This is a genomic window from Fontibacter flavus (assembly GCF_042432905.1).
In the GTDB taxonomy this organism is placed as follows: domain Bacteria; phylum Bacteroidota; class Bacteroidia; order Cytophagales; family Cyclobacteriaceae; genus Fontibacter; species Fontibacter flavus.
Genome location: NZ_JBHLWI010000035.1, coordinates 1 through 15,786, shown reverse-complemented (window position 1 = coordinate 15,786; position 15,786 = coordinate 1). Strand labels below are relative to the sequence as shown.

General features: G+C 35.1%; 16 protein-coding genes. All 16 read right to left on the bottom strand.

Going from position 1 to position 15,786, the window contains the following annotated elements:
* Position 1 precedes the first annotated feature (1 nt).
* Entirely contained in the window at positions 2-763 is a 762-nt protein-coding gene (locus ACFFIP_RS12425) for a glycosyltransferase (RefSeq protein ID WP_382387977.1), read from the bottom strand.
* Positions 760-1,698: a glycosyltransferase family 2 protein gene (locus ACFFIP_RS12420; protein WP_382387976.1), complete on the bottom strand. Its 939-nt coding sequence runs from the start codon at positions 1,696-1,698 to the stop codon at positions 760-762. The genes ACFFIP_RS12425 and ACFFIP_RS12420 overlap by 4 nt, the downstream gene beginning before the upstream one ends.
* The gene (locus ACFFIP_RS12415; protein ID WP_382387975.1) at positions 1,691-2,854 is read right to left on the bottom strand and encodes a TDP-N-acetylfucosamine:lipid II N-acetylfucosaminyltransferase family protein; all 1,164 of its coding nucleotides are present in this window, start codon (positions 2,852-2,854) and stop codon (positions 1,691-1,693) included. Before ACFFIP_RS12415 ends, ACFFIP_RS12420 begins: the two co-directional genes overlap by 8 nt.
* Positions 2,847-3,971: a dTDP-4-amino-4,6-dideoxygalactose transaminase gene (rffA, locus tag ACFFIP_RS12410; protein WP_382387974.1), complete on the bottom strand. Its 1,125-nt coding sequence runs from the start codon at positions 3,969-3,971 to the stop codon at positions 2,847-2,849. Before rffA ends, ACFFIP_RS12415 begins: the two co-directional genes overlap by 8 nt.
* The gene (locus tag ACFFIP_RS12405) at positions 3,968-4,846 is read right to left on the bottom strand and encodes a methionyl-tRNA formyltransferase (protein ID WP_382387973.1); all 879 of its coding nucleotides are present in this window, start codon (positions 4,844-4,846) and stop codon (positions 3,968-3,970) included. Before ACFFIP_RS12405 ends, rffA begins: the two co-directional genes overlap by 4 nt.
* 48 nt (positions 4,847-4,894) lie before the next feature.
* Positions 4,895-5,587 carry a class I SAM-dependent methyltransferase gene (locus tag ACFFIP_RS12400; protein ID WP_382387972.1) on the bottom strand — a complete coding sequence of 231 codons (693 nt, stop codon included), beginning with the start codon at positions 5,585-5,587 and terminating at the stop codon, positions 4,895-4,897.
* Positions 5,577-6,872, bottom strand: a complete 1,296-nt coding sequence (locus ACFFIP_RS12395) for an ABC transporter ATP-binding protein (protein ID WP_382387971.1) — start codon at positions 6,870-6,872, stop codon at positions 5,577-5,579. The genes ACFFIP_RS12400 and ACFFIP_RS12395 overlap by 11 nt, the downstream gene beginning before the upstream one ends.
* A gap of 59 nt (positions 6,873-6,931) precedes the next feature.
* Positions 6,932-7,324 (bottom strand): endonuclease domain-containing protein, encoded by a 393-nt coding sequence (locus tag ACFFIP_RS12390; protein ID WP_382387970.1) that lies wholly within the window; start codon positions 7,322-7,324, stop codon positions 6,932-6,934.
* A 173-nt stretch (positions 7,325-7,497) separates the two neighbouring features.
* Positions 7,498-8,325: an ABC transporter permease gene (locus tag ACFFIP_RS12385; protein WP_382387969.1), complete on the bottom strand. Its 828-nt coding sequence runs from the start codon at positions 8,323-8,325 to the stop codon at positions 7,498-7,500.
* Entirely contained in the window at positions 8,326-9,210 is an 885-nt protein-coding gene (locus ACFFIP_RS12380) for a glycosyltransferase family 2 protein (RefSeq protein ID WP_382387968.1), read from the bottom strand.
* Between the two features lie 12 nt (positions 9,211-9,222).
* Positions 9,223-10,152 (bottom strand): D-alanyl-lipoteichoic acid biosynthesis protein DltD, encoded by a 930-nt coding sequence (locus ACFFIP_RS12375; protein ID WP_382387967.1) that lies wholly within the window; start codon positions 10,150-10,152, stop codon positions 9,223-9,225.
* Positions 10,152-11,591 (bottom strand): MBOAT family O-acyltransferase, encoded by a 1,440-nt coding sequence (locus tag ACFFIP_RS12370; protein WP_382387966.1) that lies wholly within the window; start codon positions 11,589-11,591, stop codon positions 10,152-10,154. The genes ACFFIP_RS12375 and ACFFIP_RS12370 overlap by 1 nt, the downstream gene beginning before the upstream one ends.
* Positions 11,592-11,600: 9 nt before the next feature.
* Entirely contained in the window at positions 11,601-12,764 is a 1,164-nt protein-coding gene (locus ACFFIP_RS12365; RefSeq protein ID WP_382387965.1) for a glycosyltransferase family 39 protein, read from the bottom strand.
* Positions 12,754-13,752, bottom strand: a complete 999-nt coding sequence (locus ACFFIP_RS12360; RefSeq protein WP_382387964.1) for a GNAT family N-acetyltransferase — start codon at positions 13,750-13,752, stop codon at positions 12,754-12,756. The genes ACFFIP_RS12365 and ACFFIP_RS12360 overlap by 11 nt, the downstream gene beginning before the upstream one ends.
* Positions 13,746-14,576, bottom strand: coding sequence for an FkbM family methyltransferase (locus tag ACFFIP_RS12355; RefSeq protein ID WP_382387963.1), 831 nt, complete (start codon positions 14,574-14,576; stop codon positions 13,746-13,748). Before ACFFIP_RS12355 ends, ACFFIP_RS12360 begins: the two co-directional genes overlap by 7 nt.
* A complete protein-coding gene (locus tag ACFFIP_RS12350) occupies positions 14,573-15,001 on the bottom strand; it encodes a sugar 3,4-ketoisomerase (RefSeq protein WP_382387962.1) in 429 nt (142 codons plus the stop codon). Before ACFFIP_RS12350 ends, ACFFIP_RS12355 begins: the two co-directional genes overlap by 4 nt.
* Positions 15,002-15,786 lie beyond the last annotated feature (785 nt).

Sequence of the window (15,786 nt, the reverse complement as noted above, 5' to 3'; positions counted from 1 at the left end):
TTCAGGATTGGTTTTTATATATGCGATAAATAAGACCAAACTTGGAGGCTAGAAAATATTTCAGAAAATCCACCAGAAAGGAATCTTTCCACACTGTTTTGGGAGAAGTAAATACCCTTTGGAAATACTTTTTCAAAGCGATCTTAAATTCCTTTTCATGGAGATGTGCCCATTCATCTTTCCAACTATAATTCCAGAGATGAACTGCAAATGAATTTGAATTAGTATACCGTTTGAAGTTCTCTCCACGATTCTTAAATGGAAGAGAATAAAAATAATCCTTTGGATAAATCTTTATTTCATTTCTTTTTAAGATAGATGTAAGATATCTTGGGATATCTAAAGGATTTTTGAAATCAAAGAATAACTCCATGTAACCTTCAAGCAAATTTTTGACTATGTGATTTCCCAGTTCACATCCTATTATTCCAGCGCTTATAAGCCCTTCTTTTTCTTCACCAATAAAAAATGGATCATCTAACAAAGGGGAGAACTCTTTTATAACCATCATATCCGTATCCAAGTAAATCCCGCCTTCTTCATAAAGGGCATGAAGACGGCAGACATCAGAAACAAATGCATATTTACCAAGCCTGTAAGCTTCTCTCGTAAATTCAAAGCTGTTGACATCAAATAAATGCTCATCCCAGCGTTTGATGGTGTAATCAGGCAAAACATTCATCCAACTTTCCATACAAGCCTTCTCTAAGTCAGAAAGCTGACTGGGACCAAACCAACAATAATGGATAATCTTAGGTATCAAATTAACTTGACAGATTTTAGAACCTTAATACCAAGGATTTTTGCTCCTTGAAATCTCCCTTTAAATAGATTATGCTTTGTTCCAAAAAAAAATAAATCCCAAAAATTCTTTGACCAAATAGGTAAAAATAGGAGTTTATCATTAAAAGCATTTCTGAAGAATAGCCTTTCATGTTTATTAATCCCTCTTGTTTTTTTTATATTTATATAAATCATTTTCAATGCCAAATAATTTAGTAGATATTTTCTCCTAAAAGAGGATTTTCGTACAATCCCTGTTTTGGAAGATTCAGTTATCCTCCATAAGTGTAAAGCATTTGGAATATGCTCAAAAAATGGTTTTTTAAGAAATACTCTTGTAAAAAATTCAGATTCTTGACCAATTAAAATTTCTTCATTGAACAAAAAATTAAATTTTTCTAAAAATGATCTTTTGAATAAGGGTAAACTTGTTTGAACCCAAAAAGTACCATTGATTGTACCAAATACAGGATCAATATTTTTGTCATCTAGTCTAATTTTTGGAACAATTTCTAGGTTTTTTGAACTAGAATTTAATTTCCTTATATTACCAATAACAAAATCTAAAATTAAATTACTTATTAATAAATTTAATTTTTCCTCAATTGTATTTTTTAATAATAAATCATCAGAATCCAACCAATTGATAAATTCCCCTTCAGACTTTTCAAAAGCATAATTCCTTGCTGCATTCCCTCCTTTTTTTCTATTTTCGGGTCTCTTAAAAATTTTAAATCTAGAATCTTTTTGAGCATACTTCTCAAGAATCTCCCAAGAATTATCAGTACTGTGATCATCTACTATAATGCATTCCCAATTGGTATAAGTTTGGGCAAGTACTGAATCCAAAGTTTCCCTTAGGTATAAGGCTTTGTTGTAGTTAGGTATAAGAATGGAAACAAGAGGATTATGCATTTAATTTTAAAATCTGTTCCTTTAACAAATTCGAGAGATGTACTTTATTCAGTTCTTTAAATAATGTTTTTCTATTATGCTCGATCTCATCCAATGATAAAAACTCTGTACAATTTTTTGCAGTCAATTCTGTTTCGTAACAAAACACATAAATCCCAATACGTTTGAGATAGCTATAAAAAGGGTTTTTATTGCTTAAAAACAATTTGGCTCCAAACCATAATAAAGCAATTGAATTTCCAACCGCTTGTTGACGTCTATTATTTAAAATAGCCACTCCAACTGATTCTAAAATCTTATTGTAGTCTTTCAAAGTCATAAAATCCAATAGTGGTTTAAATTTGTCTGAAAAATCATTTTCTCCGACCAAAAGAACTTCTTGGATATATTTAGGTTCTCCATAATTTAAAGGAACAATAATATCCATATTTGCTAAAGGATAGTTATTGATTTTATAAAAAACGTCTAAATGATTTAAAGATTTAAAACCTGAATTTCCAACCATCAAATTAGTTTTTGGGAATTTTATTGACCTATCAATATCTGCAATTAGCTCAATTGGATAATACCAAAAATTAAAAAAAGGCTTTGTTATTCCTATTAATTTACAAATTGATTGATATTCTTCTAAAAATGGACAACAAAAGAAATTAACTCTTTTAAATACTTTGTGCTTAATTTCTTTATATGAAAATGGCAAACTAGGCTTAATCAAGCGATAAAACGGTCGAATTTGTTCTTTTAACTTTTGTTTTATAGAAGGATCTTTACCTGGAAATTTTTGAAAAGTGATACGATCTAATAAATTCTTACTTTTAAAATAGTTTTGATCTGAATAAACTTCAAAACCGAAACAAAACCATATCACAATTATTGATTTTGGAAGATGCAATACAAAATCAAAGAACCGAGGTGTTAAACTGTGTAAAATAACAATATATTTAGTTTTTAGATTTAAACTAATTGTCAAAAGCTCTTCATTAGAAATTTTGACTACAAAACTTTTAGATTTTACATGTATAAATTTTCCATCTTTTGAGATTGGCAGGACATAAAAAGAATTAATTCCTGGAAAACAATATTCAAATTGTTCTATAGCTGAATTGATAAACTTCTCATCCTCACAAACATGAATGATTCGTAATTCATTAGGCATAAAAATCCAGTATAGTTTTAATTATTTTCTTTTGTTCAGTAATACCCAATCCAAAATAAAGTGGTAATCGTACTAAAGTATCTGTAAAATGATCGGCGTTAGGTAAGGATTCTTCTTTATTGTTTTTCAAAAAAAACTCACTTTTATTTAAACTTAAATAATGAAAAACAGCATGAATATTGGTCTCTTTCAAATATTCAATCAATGAAGAGCGAGTAGCTAACGAGTCGCATATCAAATAAAACATATGTGCATTATTTGATGCATAATCAGGTACTTGAGGTAATTTTAATTTACCTGATTCATGCAAAGATTTTAGTCCATTAAAATAATAATCCCAAATTGCTTTTCTTTTATTTTGAATAGTCTCTAAGTTTTCCAGTTGTGCCCATAAAAAAGCAGCTGTAATTTCTGATGGTAAAAAAGATGAACCGGTATCTACCCAACTATATTTATCAATTTCACCTCTAAAATGTGCGGCACGATTTGTTCCTTTTTCCCATATTATTTCAGAACGGGAAATATATTTATCATCATTGATAGCTAACAATCCACCTTCTCCCGCTATGATATTTTTGGTTTCATGAAATGAAAATGCGGCTAAATGTCCGATACTACCAAGTGCTTTGCCTTTATAGTAAGAATCAATAGCTTGCGCAGCATCTTCAATTACTATCAAATTAAATTTTTGAGCTAATTGCATTATCTCATCCATATCAACTGCCACCCCAGCATAATGCACTACCACTATTGCCTTCGTTCTATTAGTTATTAATGCTTCAATTTTTTTAACATCAACATTTGGATGAAACTCTTCCGAATCGGCAAATACAATTTGAGCACCTTGACGAGCAAAGGCTAATGCAGAAGATACAAAAGTGTATGATGGCACAATAATCTCATCATTATAGCTACAGTCAATCAACAATGCACACATTTCAAGTGCATCTGTACAGGAAGTTGTCAGCAGGGCTTTTTTGAACCCATACTTCTCTTCAAAAAAAGATTGACATTTTTGAGTAAAACCACCATTACCAGAAATTTTTCCTGAATGAACAGCTTGCTCTATGTAAAGCGTTTCTTTTCCTGTTAAAAAAGGTTTATTAAATGGTATCATTTACCAAATTTTATTCTGAATTTTTTTATTGGAAAAAATGACTGGTTATTGTCTTCATACTTGGCTTGAGTTATTTTGAGTAACCCTAACCCACAAACTATAATAGGATAATTATCCTCTAAAAAAATTGTTTTGCCAACAGTTCTGTGTTCTATGTTGACATCATTAACAACTGAAGCCTCCTGAATAATGACCACTTGATTGCCTACATAGGTTTTTGCTCCAAGAAAGGGAAAACCGCATGCATCAATTTTTCTTTTTATTTTTTCAGCAGGCCAGTTCCAGTCGATAAAATAATCATCTTCATCTAACCATAATGAATAAGTGGCTTCTTCCTCAATCTGTTTATATCCAACCAAGTTATTATTTTGAATTGCCTCAATAACCATTATTGAAAGATTTAGGTAAAGCTCACAAATTAAATCAATCGCATCAGAAATTTTTATAGGATACTGGATTTCCTTTTTTTCTTGGAATATAATATCACCTTTATCATATTCCTCATTAGCAAAAAGTGCCGTTGCTCCTAAAGTATTTTCTCCATTAATTAACATATTTACAAGGGGTGCAAAACCTCTATACTTTGGCAAAAGTGAATCGTGAAAAACAATTAAATTGTGAACTTTTAAAATCCAACGCCAAGAAATAGCAATATTGTAATCAGAAGATATTTCATTTTCAAGCAACTCTCTATTGAAGAAAAAATGAATTGAATATTTTTTACATAATGATTCTATTTGGCAAGAATAATCATCCAGCACAGCTACATCCCTACCTATGCATACAAAGGAAATTTTATCTCGATAATTCTTGTCTAAAAGATTTTCCAGGATCAGAAAACCTTTTTTTGTCATTAAAAATAAACCTAACTTCATTTCTCTAATATTACTTGACAATTCAGGTTTCTAAATTTAAACAGGTTTTCATTTTTTAGCTACAACCCAATATCCTTGAGTTTCTTTATCTGTTTTTGGCCATCTTTTGTCAAGAAACAAAGCAAACTTTTGATTATTTTTTATAAATGGTCTTAAAATAGTTCTTTGAAGTTTCTTTTTTACAGAATTGCCTTGAAGCACTCTAATCAGTTGGTAATTTAATTTTAAAACCCAGTTTACCAAAAAACCGGTTGAAGCTTCGATTTCTATATTTGTATAACCTGCTTTTTCAAACATGTATTTTAGGCCATATTTGGTATACCGATAAAAATCAAAAGGTTCTTCATGAACATGCCACATAAAAGGAACCTGCAAAATGAAAACTCCTCCATTTTTTAAAATTCTATATGACTCATTTAAAAAAATCTGAGGTTCACACAAATGTTCCATGACTGAAAATGACACTAAAGTATCAGCTGCACTATCTTCAATTGGAAAAGATTTATTTAAATCTGCAATTATCTCTGCTTTTAAATGTAATGTTTCAAACCAATCAACGCCAATATAAGCTTCACAAAATTGTTTAAAGTAAACTTCATAAGGTTTTGTTCCACAGCCTAATTCATACAAAATGTCTTTATAATTGTTTGAATACTTGGTTATAAATTCATCCATAACCTCATATACTACCCAATTGTGTATTCCTCTATTATTATGGTAAAAAGAAGGTTTATTCATCATTATTTAATAGGTAATAACCATTAATTAAAGCATAGTTGCCAATTCTATTCAATTTACCCGATTTCCAAAAATCACCGGGCAAAACATCAATATCTCTAGCTTTTTCAATGGCATCAATAAAATCCTCAATTCCAGTAGAACCCAAACTCAGCTGAAATCCTATATTGTATATTCCTCCTCTAATATTTAATTGAGGAATAACTAAATCGATGTGGTTTTTATCCCCAATATTTTTAAAGTCAGTTCCCATTTCATCACTAAAAAAAGAGATTACCCTAGTTTCATCCTGATCTCGAAAAGCTACACCTACAAACAATTTCGAGTAGTCAATAACTCCAAGATTAGAATCCAAATTCAACCTTATTTTCAACCAATCACCAGAAATAACTTGTTCAAGAATTTCGTTGTTCTTATCGATTAAATCAATACCGATAACTTTTACAACTCCGTTTCCGATACGATCCTCTCTATCAGCTATTGAAGTATCTTTTTGAGTTGAAGCATTGGTCAGATAAAAATTAACCGCATTCTCTGCATCGCTACTGAAGCCAAATTTACCATGATCTAAGACAATTCCTTTAGTACAAAGCCTTTTTACTGAAGCCATATTGTGACTCACAAATAATACTGTTCTTCCCTCTTTTTGACTTACATCTTCCATTTTTCCTAAACACTTTTTTTGAAACTCAAAATCTCCTACTGCCAACACTTCATCAATAATTAAAATTTCAGGATCCAAATGGGCAGCGACAGAAAAACCTAACCGCACTTTCATACCAGATGAATAAAACTTAATTGGCGTATCTACAAATTTTTCTACCCCAGAGAATTCAATAATTTCATCCAATTTTCGGTCTATTTCCCTTTTGGTCATTCCAAGGATTGTCCCGTTCATATAGATGTTTTCTCGACCAGTAAGTTCTGGATGAAAACCAGTACCTACTTCCAGGAGGGCTGCTACCCTGCCATTCATTTCTATTCGACCTGAAGTGGGTTCTGTGATCTTAGATAGGATCTTGAGCAAGGTGGATTTACCAGCTCCATTCTTACCGATGATCCCCAGTACTTCTCCCTGCTTGACCTCGAAGCTGACATCTTTGAGTGCCCAGTGTACGGAGTCGTTTTCCTCTTCGAATTTTCCAAGGCTTTTAATCCGCTTGAAGTTCTCAATCGGAGCCTTGAGGTTGGTCCATAGCTGCTGGGCAAAGGTATCTGCTTTCTTTTCTTGCAGACCGATTCGGTAGCGTTTGGAGAGGTTTTCGACTTTTATGATGGTGTTGGACATACCCCCTAAATCCCCCTGAAGGGGGACTTACCCCCAGTGTATAATGGTTTATAATTCATTTAAAGGTTAGTAGTTAGTTTTTTTAGTTCTGAAATCTTATCAAGAATTTTGAAAAGGACTTCATTTGTTTCGTGTAAAACTGATTCATTAGAAAATCGGATGATGTGGAGACCTAGATTTTTGAGTTCTTCTTCTCTGCCTAAATCTCTTTTTTTCTGATCTTTTTCTTCGTGAACATCTCCATCAAGTTCAATGACTAATTTATATTGATGGCAATAGAAGTCAACAATATATTTTGATATTGGATGCTGTCTTCTAAAATTTAAGCTATTTAATCTTCCCGCTCTCAATCTTTCCCATAATACCTGCTCCGCGATTGTCATACGCTCTCTTAACTCCTTCGCTCTTCGGAATATTTCAGGTGAAGCGTTATGATTGAATTTGCTTGACATTAATGCTTGACAAAATTAAGAGACACTAATTTTATTAGGGCATCTCCCCTCCTTTAGAGCCAGTCCCGATTATTTCGGGAAGGGGTTGGGGGAGGTAAATTTACTCCTCCCCTTTAGGGGAGGCCAGGAGGGGTTAAGCGACATCAGCACCCCCCTGCCTCCATGAAGGGGGGTTATGCAACGTCAGCAAACACTTTTTCCATTTTTCGAAAATAAAACAAACCGAAAACAAAGAAGATTATGGCTACTATTGATCCAGGCCAGATCCAGTCCCAGGGCATGGGGCGGTTGAGGAACATGGCTCGTATGCCTTCGATCACTCCGACCATGGGGTTAAGGGAGTAGAGGAACTGATATTGTGCTGGTACTGCGGTGGTGCTGTAGACTACTGGTGCTCCATACAGGAGTAGTTGAATGATAAAGGTAAGTGCGTATTTGACATCTCTATACTGCACTGCCATGGCAGAAAGGATCATACCTATGCCCAAGGAGGTCATCAAGAGTTGGATCAGCAGCAAGGGTAGAAAGATGATACCCAAGCCAGGTACTACTTTGAAATAGCTCAGTAGGATCAGCAGCACGACAAAGGAGATGATGAAGTCTAAGAGCTTAGAGAAAATAGCCGCTAGAGGTAAGATTAATCTGGGGAAATATACTTTGGTAATCAACCCTGCATTGGCGACGAGGCTATTGGCTGATTCTGATAAAGTGCCTGAGAAATAATTCCATGGCCATAGGGCTAGGTAAGAAAACAAAATATAAGGCATGCCATCCGAATCAACTTTGGCTAATCCACCGAATACAACCGTAAAAACTAGTGTCGTGAATAAAGGCTGAATGATGGCCCAGCCTACTCCCAAGATGGATTGGGCATATCTCGCTTTAATTCCTCTTACTGTTAGGAAGTAAAGTAAGTCTTTGTACCTCCAGAGTTCATCAAAGTCAACGACTTTCCAGCCTTTGGAGGGTTCAATGATTGTCAAATTTTCTTTGTTCAACACTTACTCTCTAATTAATTTAATTCTATTTTTCAATCTCCATATTGCATGAAAAATATGCGGAAATCTAAAAAGTAAAAACTCTCTTTTATTAAGCTTAACACACTCCGAAATAAGCTCATTTTCAAACAATTCAAGCACACTTAATTGTGGATTGTTTTTTACTGACATTTCAGAAATGGATTTTAAATATCCAATTCTTGCAGCCTTGTCTGTACTTAATTTCTTATTTTTTAAATAGAAATTCACACAACCTGTAAAATCAACTCTTTTATTCCCTCTATTCATCCAATTTATTATAACATCATCAGATTCAAAATATTTCCATTTTGAATAGGCATTAGCTCTTACTATGAAATCAAAATCTTCATGCCTATCCAATTTCTCATCAAACTTAACAGCCTTTGCAATCCAACTTCTTAAAACTAAAGATGGCGTCGGGATAAAAGCATCTTGCGCAATGACAAAATCAAAAATTGATTCTTTTTCAAGTAAGTCACGAGAATTCCGATATCTAAAATTTGATCCGTCATTAATATTTGCCCCACTATAAACACAGTCTACTTCATTTTCTTTTAAAAACTGATTAAGGTTCCTGACTCTATCTTTTCCCCATTCATCATCGGAATCTAAAAATGCTATCCAATCTGAATTAGCGCTATTTATACCTATATTTCTTGCATAAGAAGGTCCTCTATTTGCTCCAGAATGAAAAAGCTTAATTCGGTTGTCCTGAAAAGAATTTATGGCATGAAGCGTCCTGTCCGTTGACCCATCATCAATAACAAGAATTTCAGAAACTGGCATCGATTGTTGAAGAATAGATTCCAGGCATTTTATAATTTCTTTTTCTCTATTGAAAACTGGAATAACTACTGATATATCCATAAAGGAATTCTCTTAATAAGAATTATCTAGAATTAAATTGGCTATTTCCCCTGAAATAATCTTTGCTGATTTTTTTTGGATATGTTCGCCATCCGTGTAACTAAATAAATCTGTTTTATCACTGTAATCCAAGTATTGGATTCCATACTTTTTTACAATAGAAGATATTTTAGTGTCAAAATCTGGTAATACTTGTTTATCAAAACCTATTAATTTTGGATCCACTGGTAACCTAACTAAATATACATTTCCACGTTCCTTAAGTGTAACAATTAAATTTTCAAAACTTTTAAACCTCTCCTTTGAAAAGCATTGATTTTTGACTCTTTCAATATATTCTTTCTCTCTACTTTTAACTCTATTTTCATATCCTATATCACCTTGTTTTAAATTAACTTCCAACCATCCATCAGGATGGACTTTCATCGAGTTATTCATGAAATATCTTAGGATAATTTCATAATATGAATTTATATAATGGGAAAGAATATACTCCCAATGAATATATATTGAATTAACCTTTGAGATTTTACCTAAAAACAGTCTATTTTCAATATAGTTACTTTCATTTTCTATATCCTTGCAATCTGCAGAAAGACTCCAAGGATCTACTGTTATAATAAAAATCCCATCTTTGGAATTAGGCTTTAATTTTTGAAAAATTCGTTCATTATATACTTTTCCAAAAGGAGAATGGACAATTGTGAAAGAAAAATTGAATATCTCATCTTCTTTTTCCAGTCCCAGTTTTTGATTTAGGACAGAAGGCACAATTCCCTGAGCCGCCTTAGATGTTCCAATTATTAAGGATTTCTTCTGTCCTGTAATTAATCTTTGATAAAAAGGGTCTGCAGTTCCGTTTTCTAAGAGAAAAACAACAGTTATAGATACTGATATAAAACCAAAAAAAATAAGAACTTTAAATAAAAACTTTTTAATCATCAGAATTGGAAATAGATAAATTCTTGACCTCTTCTAGCAAATAAAAATATCATCATAGTTATAGAGTAATAAAGGCCATACCTTAATAACCTATGTTTTGAAAAGGCAATCTTTTGAATAGCAAACTCATATTTCCTGCCTTTCCATTCCAACAGAACAAACAATATAATTAAGAAAAGCACTAAAAAAACTCTTTCATTCATTTTGGGAAATTGAAATAAATCAATTGGTAAACCTTTCAAGTAAACCAATGCAAAACCTACATCTGGAGACCTAAAAAACACCCAGGTCAGTGTCGTCAATAAGAAAGTTGTCAGGATTTGGGAAAACTCTTTTATACTTGGCAGCATGGAATTTTCAGCCACCAAATCGGTATTGATCCTGTTTTTATTACTCAAATAAAGTGGCAGAAAATAGATAGCATTCAAGCCTCCCCAAACGATAAATGTCCAATTGGCCCCATGCCAAAAACCTGACACCAGGAAGATGATAAAGATATTCCGGATCGCCAATCCCCTACTAACTTTGGATCCCCCTAAAGGGATATACACATAATCCCTAAACCAAGTGGACAAGGAAATATGCCACCTCCTCCAAAACTCCGCAATATCCCTTGAGAAATATGGATAGGCAAAGTTCCGCATCAAATCAAAGCCCAGCAGTTTTCCTGTTCCAATCGCAATATTCGAATAGCCTCCAAAATCCCCATAAATCTGAAAACTGAAAAAAATGGCTCCTATCAAAAGATTGATGCCCGGTTGGCTTTCCGGATTTTTAAAGGCCTGATCCACAAAAACCGCACAATTATCCGCAATTACCAGTTTCATAAAAAAGCCCCAAAGTATCTGACGCATACCATCCATGGCTTTGGTATAATCAAATACCCGCTGTTTGAAAAACTGTGGCAATAAATTGGATGCCCTTTCAATCGGTCCAGCTACCAGTTGTGGGAAAAAGCTCACATAGGCAAAGAAAGCCACAGGATCTTTGGTAGGTACCATTTGTTTCCTGTAAATATCGATGGTATAACTCATCGTCTGAAAGGTATAAAAACTGATACCCACTGGAAGAATCAATTGTAAGGAATACTCATTGGCCTGAAAACCTAAAGCATTGATAGCCTGAATCGTGGAATCAATAAAGAAATTGAAATACTTAAAGAATCCCAAAAGTCCTAAATTGACCCCCAGGCTTATGCCCAAATAGACTTTCCTTTTGAAATCATCTTCTTCCTGTCCAAGCTTTAACCCTATCCAATAATCCACCAAAGAACTAAATGCAATCAATCCTAAAAACCGCCAATCCCACCAGCCATAAAACACATAACTGGCTACCAGAATAAAGGCATTCTGTGCTTTCAAATGCTTCTGAAACACACACCAATACAGCAGGAATACTACCGGAAAAAATATAAGAAATTCAAAGGAGTTAAAGAGCATTTCCTTATTTTATTTGGAAAAGTTCAACACTAATTTTTTAAACTTTATAAGGTTTAATCCTAACCTTTCAGATGAAATCAAGAAAATAATTGGCAAAACCGCTACCAAAAACCTACTGTTCCAATCTACCGTCAAAAGCGTGGAACTCAAAACACTGACTCCTGTAAAACCCAAGACTAACAATTTGATCGAACCAGGGATTTGATCTTTTATGAAAGCCTTAATAAAACCAACATAAACAGGAATCAATACCACCAAAGCCAAAAGGTTATGAAGAATGGAATAATAGGGCCTGACATAAAAGACATAGTAAAAAAGCTTCGCACCAAACAACTTCAAAGAATACAAAGGATTGCCTAAAATAATGGCTATAAATTGTACCAATGGCTGCCAATCTGAGGGTGGTATATAAAGTGCCTCGGGCAGGGATATCATTAAATACTTTGTGTAGGGTTGATTGGGTAAGGTATGCGCATTGTAAATCAACTCCCCTATTTGATAGTCCCTCACAAAGGTAAAAGTGGAAAGCATGTGGTTTAACAATAAAACAAATCCAATAAAAAAGACTGTCAGCAAACCATATTTTAATGCCTTGTCACTAAACTCCTTCCAATACCAATAGAAGATCATCAAACCAATTCCAGCTAGTAAGGCTATCCCCGTAGGCTTGGTAAAGAAAGCTGCAATAATGACCAAAGTCCCTACTATATAATTCCCAAGATTCCCTTCCCCTTTCACCCACTTGATCAAATAGAAAATCGACAGGCAATTCAAACTGATCAACAAAGACTCACAGTAAATCCAGAAATTCCAAAAGGAGATCATCAAGAATCCTAAAAACAACAGGCCTGACACCAAACCGGCCTGTGGATTTCCATATAAGCGCCTCCCACTGCCATATAAACTCATCAAAGCCACATAAGACAAAGCCACCTGACCGATCACCACCATACCCAAGGAATCATGAACACTTGTCATCAAAATGATAAACAAGGGATAAGCAATATACCAGAAATCATGGGGCTTAAAGAAAATACCGCTTTCTTTGATTTCCTCTGCATAGCTCAGAAACCTTTCTGTATCCGCATCCACCGACACCCCAAGTTTCCAAAATAGGATGGCATTGACAATCACAAAAAGAATACTTAAAAAAAGCCTATGCTTAAAGGTCATTGACATTATTCCTATCTATGATAACCTGAAAGGTATTTGCGGCTACAGGATTCCCCCCGAAACTTTCTTTCCAATTTACCAATCCCTGATTGATCTTTCCTGTTTCAGGAACATGGGAAACACCCATATTGAAAAATGACTTATCAGAAAATTCTTCTTCTATCAAATGACTCACCAGATAATCCAAACATCTTTGTTTTTTCCCTAAAGGTAAAGCAGCCGTATACTGTAAATGGGCCGTTGTATCAGTTGAAAATACTACAGCGCCCCCAAGCATCTTTTCACTAGAAAAAACAGCATAAAAAAGGATTTGATCAGGAAAAATCGATTTCAAATACTTAATCTCTTGAAGGGAATGGGTTGGCTTTACCCCATGACGTTTTTCAAGATTCGGTACTAATATCTCTTCCCAAAATGATTTCAGATCTGAAGATGCTCTTATTTCAAGCCCATTTGCTATTGCTTTTTTTCTTCCCCATTTTTTCCCCCTATCTTTTACCCCAAAAGGAAGAGAGGTACAATGATGGACAGCAGTAAAAACGGATTCCCCTCCGGCGTTTTGAAGCGCTATCTTTAAATCTTTTTGCGATTCCTTTGCGAAAAAATCCGGCACCATTCTGACTTCCAAGCGCTCTATTCCCAGATGTTGATAGAATGCTTGCGTGTTTTCAATAACTTCCTGTATATCCTTTAAACTCAAGCCATCAATCAAAATCCATCCAGCATAAGTCAAGCCCCTGTGGGAAAATATAGAATTTCCCTCTTTCTCAGCAGGAAAAATAGCCACAGGAATATCTTCATGATAAATCACGAGAGAAGCATCCTCAAACCTATCCCCGTGGTATTCTATAAATTCTCTGCGGTGAAGAAAGGTGCCATTGATACTGTTATCCAGTACCATATCCCAATCCTTTTTTAAATCAGACTGATACGGTTTTATGGAGTATTGCAAGTCCTTTGACAAAATAAATTCTGATAGTGCTAACATGAATCTCCATTCAAAAAGTACAAGTTCTTCAACACAAATCCATTCAAACTGTAACCGTTTTGACGCATAAAAAATACCAAAGGATTTGTTGCTCCATTCTGAAAATCAAAAGTCTCATCTTCCACTACCACCAATTTGGGGCGGTACCGCTTCCAATCCAATCCTTTCAAAATTTCCAAATCATGTTCCTCTGCATCCACAGTCAATAAATCAAAGTCATTGGGTGTTTCGTACCTATCCAAAATATCTGTTAGGGTGGCACTTTGCATCTTCACTTCCTTAATTTCTAATCCTTCTTTTTCAAAATCGTTTAAAAAACGGGAATCTGTGGTAGATAAAACATCATTCTGAACCTGATAAAATGTTCTGGCCGCAGGAATATCTGAAACCAAGGCGTGGACGGCATGGTCTTTAGGCCTAAAGAATGCATATTTTTTTATTAATTCCTTATTGGCATCAATGCATATTCCCCTCCACCCTTTTCTATACAAGCTGTATGTATTCGAGAGAAATTTGGGATGATTGGCCCCTACATCTACATAAAACCCGTTATATGTAATCTTAGTCTTGAGTAAGGATTCAATAATTCTATCCTCTCCTGTGAATGCAAAAGAATATTTAAGGCTCCTTCCCAGCATCAGTCTATTGAGACTGGAAATAAAAATACCCAAGGTCCTGAACAAACTGGAGATTGGAAACCGGAATGTATAAAATTGACGAAAGCAGACCCTGATTTCTTTCCATACAAGACCATAAAGGGTAAAAATTGCCCTGCTGAAAGCATTTTTATACAAAAGATTTTGGAGAAACCTGTTTTGGATCACGCTGGATATATGTTTTTCAATTTCCAGTCCATAAATACCTCCCAATCCTTCAAATAATCCCCCTCCTCAAACTTCTCTGAACATAGGACCAAGCAAATGGCATCTTTGGAAAAATCGAAAACCTCCCTCCAGATTCCTTCCCGCACCAAGAGTCCCTCATTCGCCTGATCCAAGTTGAAGGTCTGGGTTTCTTGTCCATCATGCAACCTGACCTTAAAACTCCCCTTGACCGCTACCATCACCTGTTGGTTTTGGATATTAGCATGTTGCCCACTTTTCCTATCTGCCTTCACATCATAGAGATAGTACACCCGCTGCACTTCGAATGGAATTTCCTGAAAGCTGTGGGCGGATACAAAATCCCCCTTTTCAGAATTTTGGTGAAAGAAAGGAATCAGAAAACAGTCTTTAAGCCTTGTGGTCATGTATCAGGATCTTGTTCTCTATTTGTACGGTAGTTGAATTCCTTCTTTCATATACTTTCAACTTTGCGGATTCTAAATCCGCTTTATCGCATCACGAAATTGCAAATCCTTCAGGTTCAAATCTTCGGATCTATCTCCCAAGAGGGAGACTTGGACCCCTATATTGAAACCAGTTGTCCTGCTTCTCCAGAAGCCCTTCTGGTTCAAGTCTTCAGATTTATCTCCCAAGAGGGAGACTTGGACCAAGCTAAGTTTTTTTTTCCCTCCCTACAACCTGGCTCTGGCCTACCCCGTCCCGATATTATCGGGATTCGGGGACCCACTGAGTATTTTCTTTACGGCCAGCCCTCTCCAGAAGCTGGACTCCCTTATTCTCAAGTAGCACAAGAATTCGCGAAAATTCGCAAGCTCCGCGCCTAATTTTCTTACCCTTGCTGCTATGATGACAAAAAAATACCAAAATCCTTAACCAGTTTAAAATCTACTTAATTTGTGTAATTCCTGCCTGGCAGCAGACAGGCGTGAAATTTGTGGTTATCTTTTCTATCCTATCCGCGGTTCCATATCGCCGGCGTATTCAGACCATTCTCCGTTTTAGACAACGTCGCCGGCCTGCCTGACCGGCAAAGGCAGGCTCTGGAAACGGGCAACCCTCAATCAACCCAGGGTTTTGGTCGTTCCTCCCGACACCCTGGGCTGTTACATCCCGCCCCTTCAGGGCTCTTTGATAAACAATTGCTTTGAGGAATCAACACCCCAGCGCCAGCTGCTTTGTGCCCTTCCCC

What these genes read in the sequence shown, in the direction of transcription:
- ACFFIP_RS12360 (WP_382387964.1), bottom strand. Translation starts at nt 13,752, where the DNA reads ATGTTAGCACTATCAGAATTTATTTTGTCAAAGGACTTGCAATACTCC.
- ACFFIP_RS12370 (WP_382387966.1), bottom strand. Translation starts at nt 11,591, where the DNA reads ATGCTCTTTAACTCCTTTGAATTTCTTATATTTTTTCCGGTAGTATTC.
- ACFFIP_RS12375 (WP_382387967.1), bottom strand. Translation starts at nt 10,152, where the DNA reads ATGATTAAAAAGTTTTTATTTAAAGTTCTTATTTTTTTTGGTTTTATA.
- ACFFIP_RS12405 (WP_382387973.1), bottom strand. Translation starts at nt 4,846, where the DNA reads ATGAAGTTAGGTTTATTTTTAATGACAAAAAAAGGTTTTCTGATCCTG.
- ACFFIP_RS12390 (WP_382387970.1), bottom strand. Translation starts at nt 7,324, where the DNA reads ATGTCAAGCAAATTCAATCATAACGCTTCACCTGAAATATTCCGAAGA.
- ACFFIP_RS12395 (WP_382387971.1), bottom strand. Translation starts at nt 6,872, where the DNA reads ATGTCCAACACCATCATAAAAGTCGAAAACCTCTCCAAACGCTACCGA.
- ACFFIP_RS12400 (WP_382387972.1), bottom strand. Translation starts at nt 5,587, where the DNA reads ATGATGAATAAACCTTCTTTTTACCATAATAATAGAGGAATACACAAT.
- ACFFIP_RS12350 (WP_382387962.1), bottom strand. Translation starts at nt 15,001, where the DNA reads ATGACCACAAGGCTTAAAGACTGTTTTCTGATTCCTTTCTTTCACCAA.
- rffA (WP_382387974.1), bottom strand. Translation starts at nt 3,971, where the DNA reads ATGATACCATTTAATAAACCTTTTTTAACAGGAAAAGAAACGCTTTAC.
- ACFFIP_RS12420 (WP_382387976.1), bottom strand. Translation starts at nt 1,698, where the DNA reads ATGCATAATCCTCTTGTTTCCATTCTTATACCTAACTACAACAAAGCC.
- ACFFIP_RS12365 (WP_382387965.1), bottom strand. Translation starts at nt 12,764, where the DNA reads ATGACCTTTAAGCATAGGCTTTTTTTAAGTATTCTTTTTGTGATTGTC.
- ACFFIP_RS12415 (WP_382387975.1), bottom strand. Translation starts at nt 2,854, where the DNA reads ATGCCTAATGAATTACGAATCATTCATGTTTGTGAGGATGAGAAGTTT.
- ACFFIP_RS12380 (WP_382387968.1), bottom strand. Translation starts at nt 9,210, where the DNA reads ATGGATATATCAGTAGTTATTCCAGTTTTCAATAGAGAAAAAGAAATT.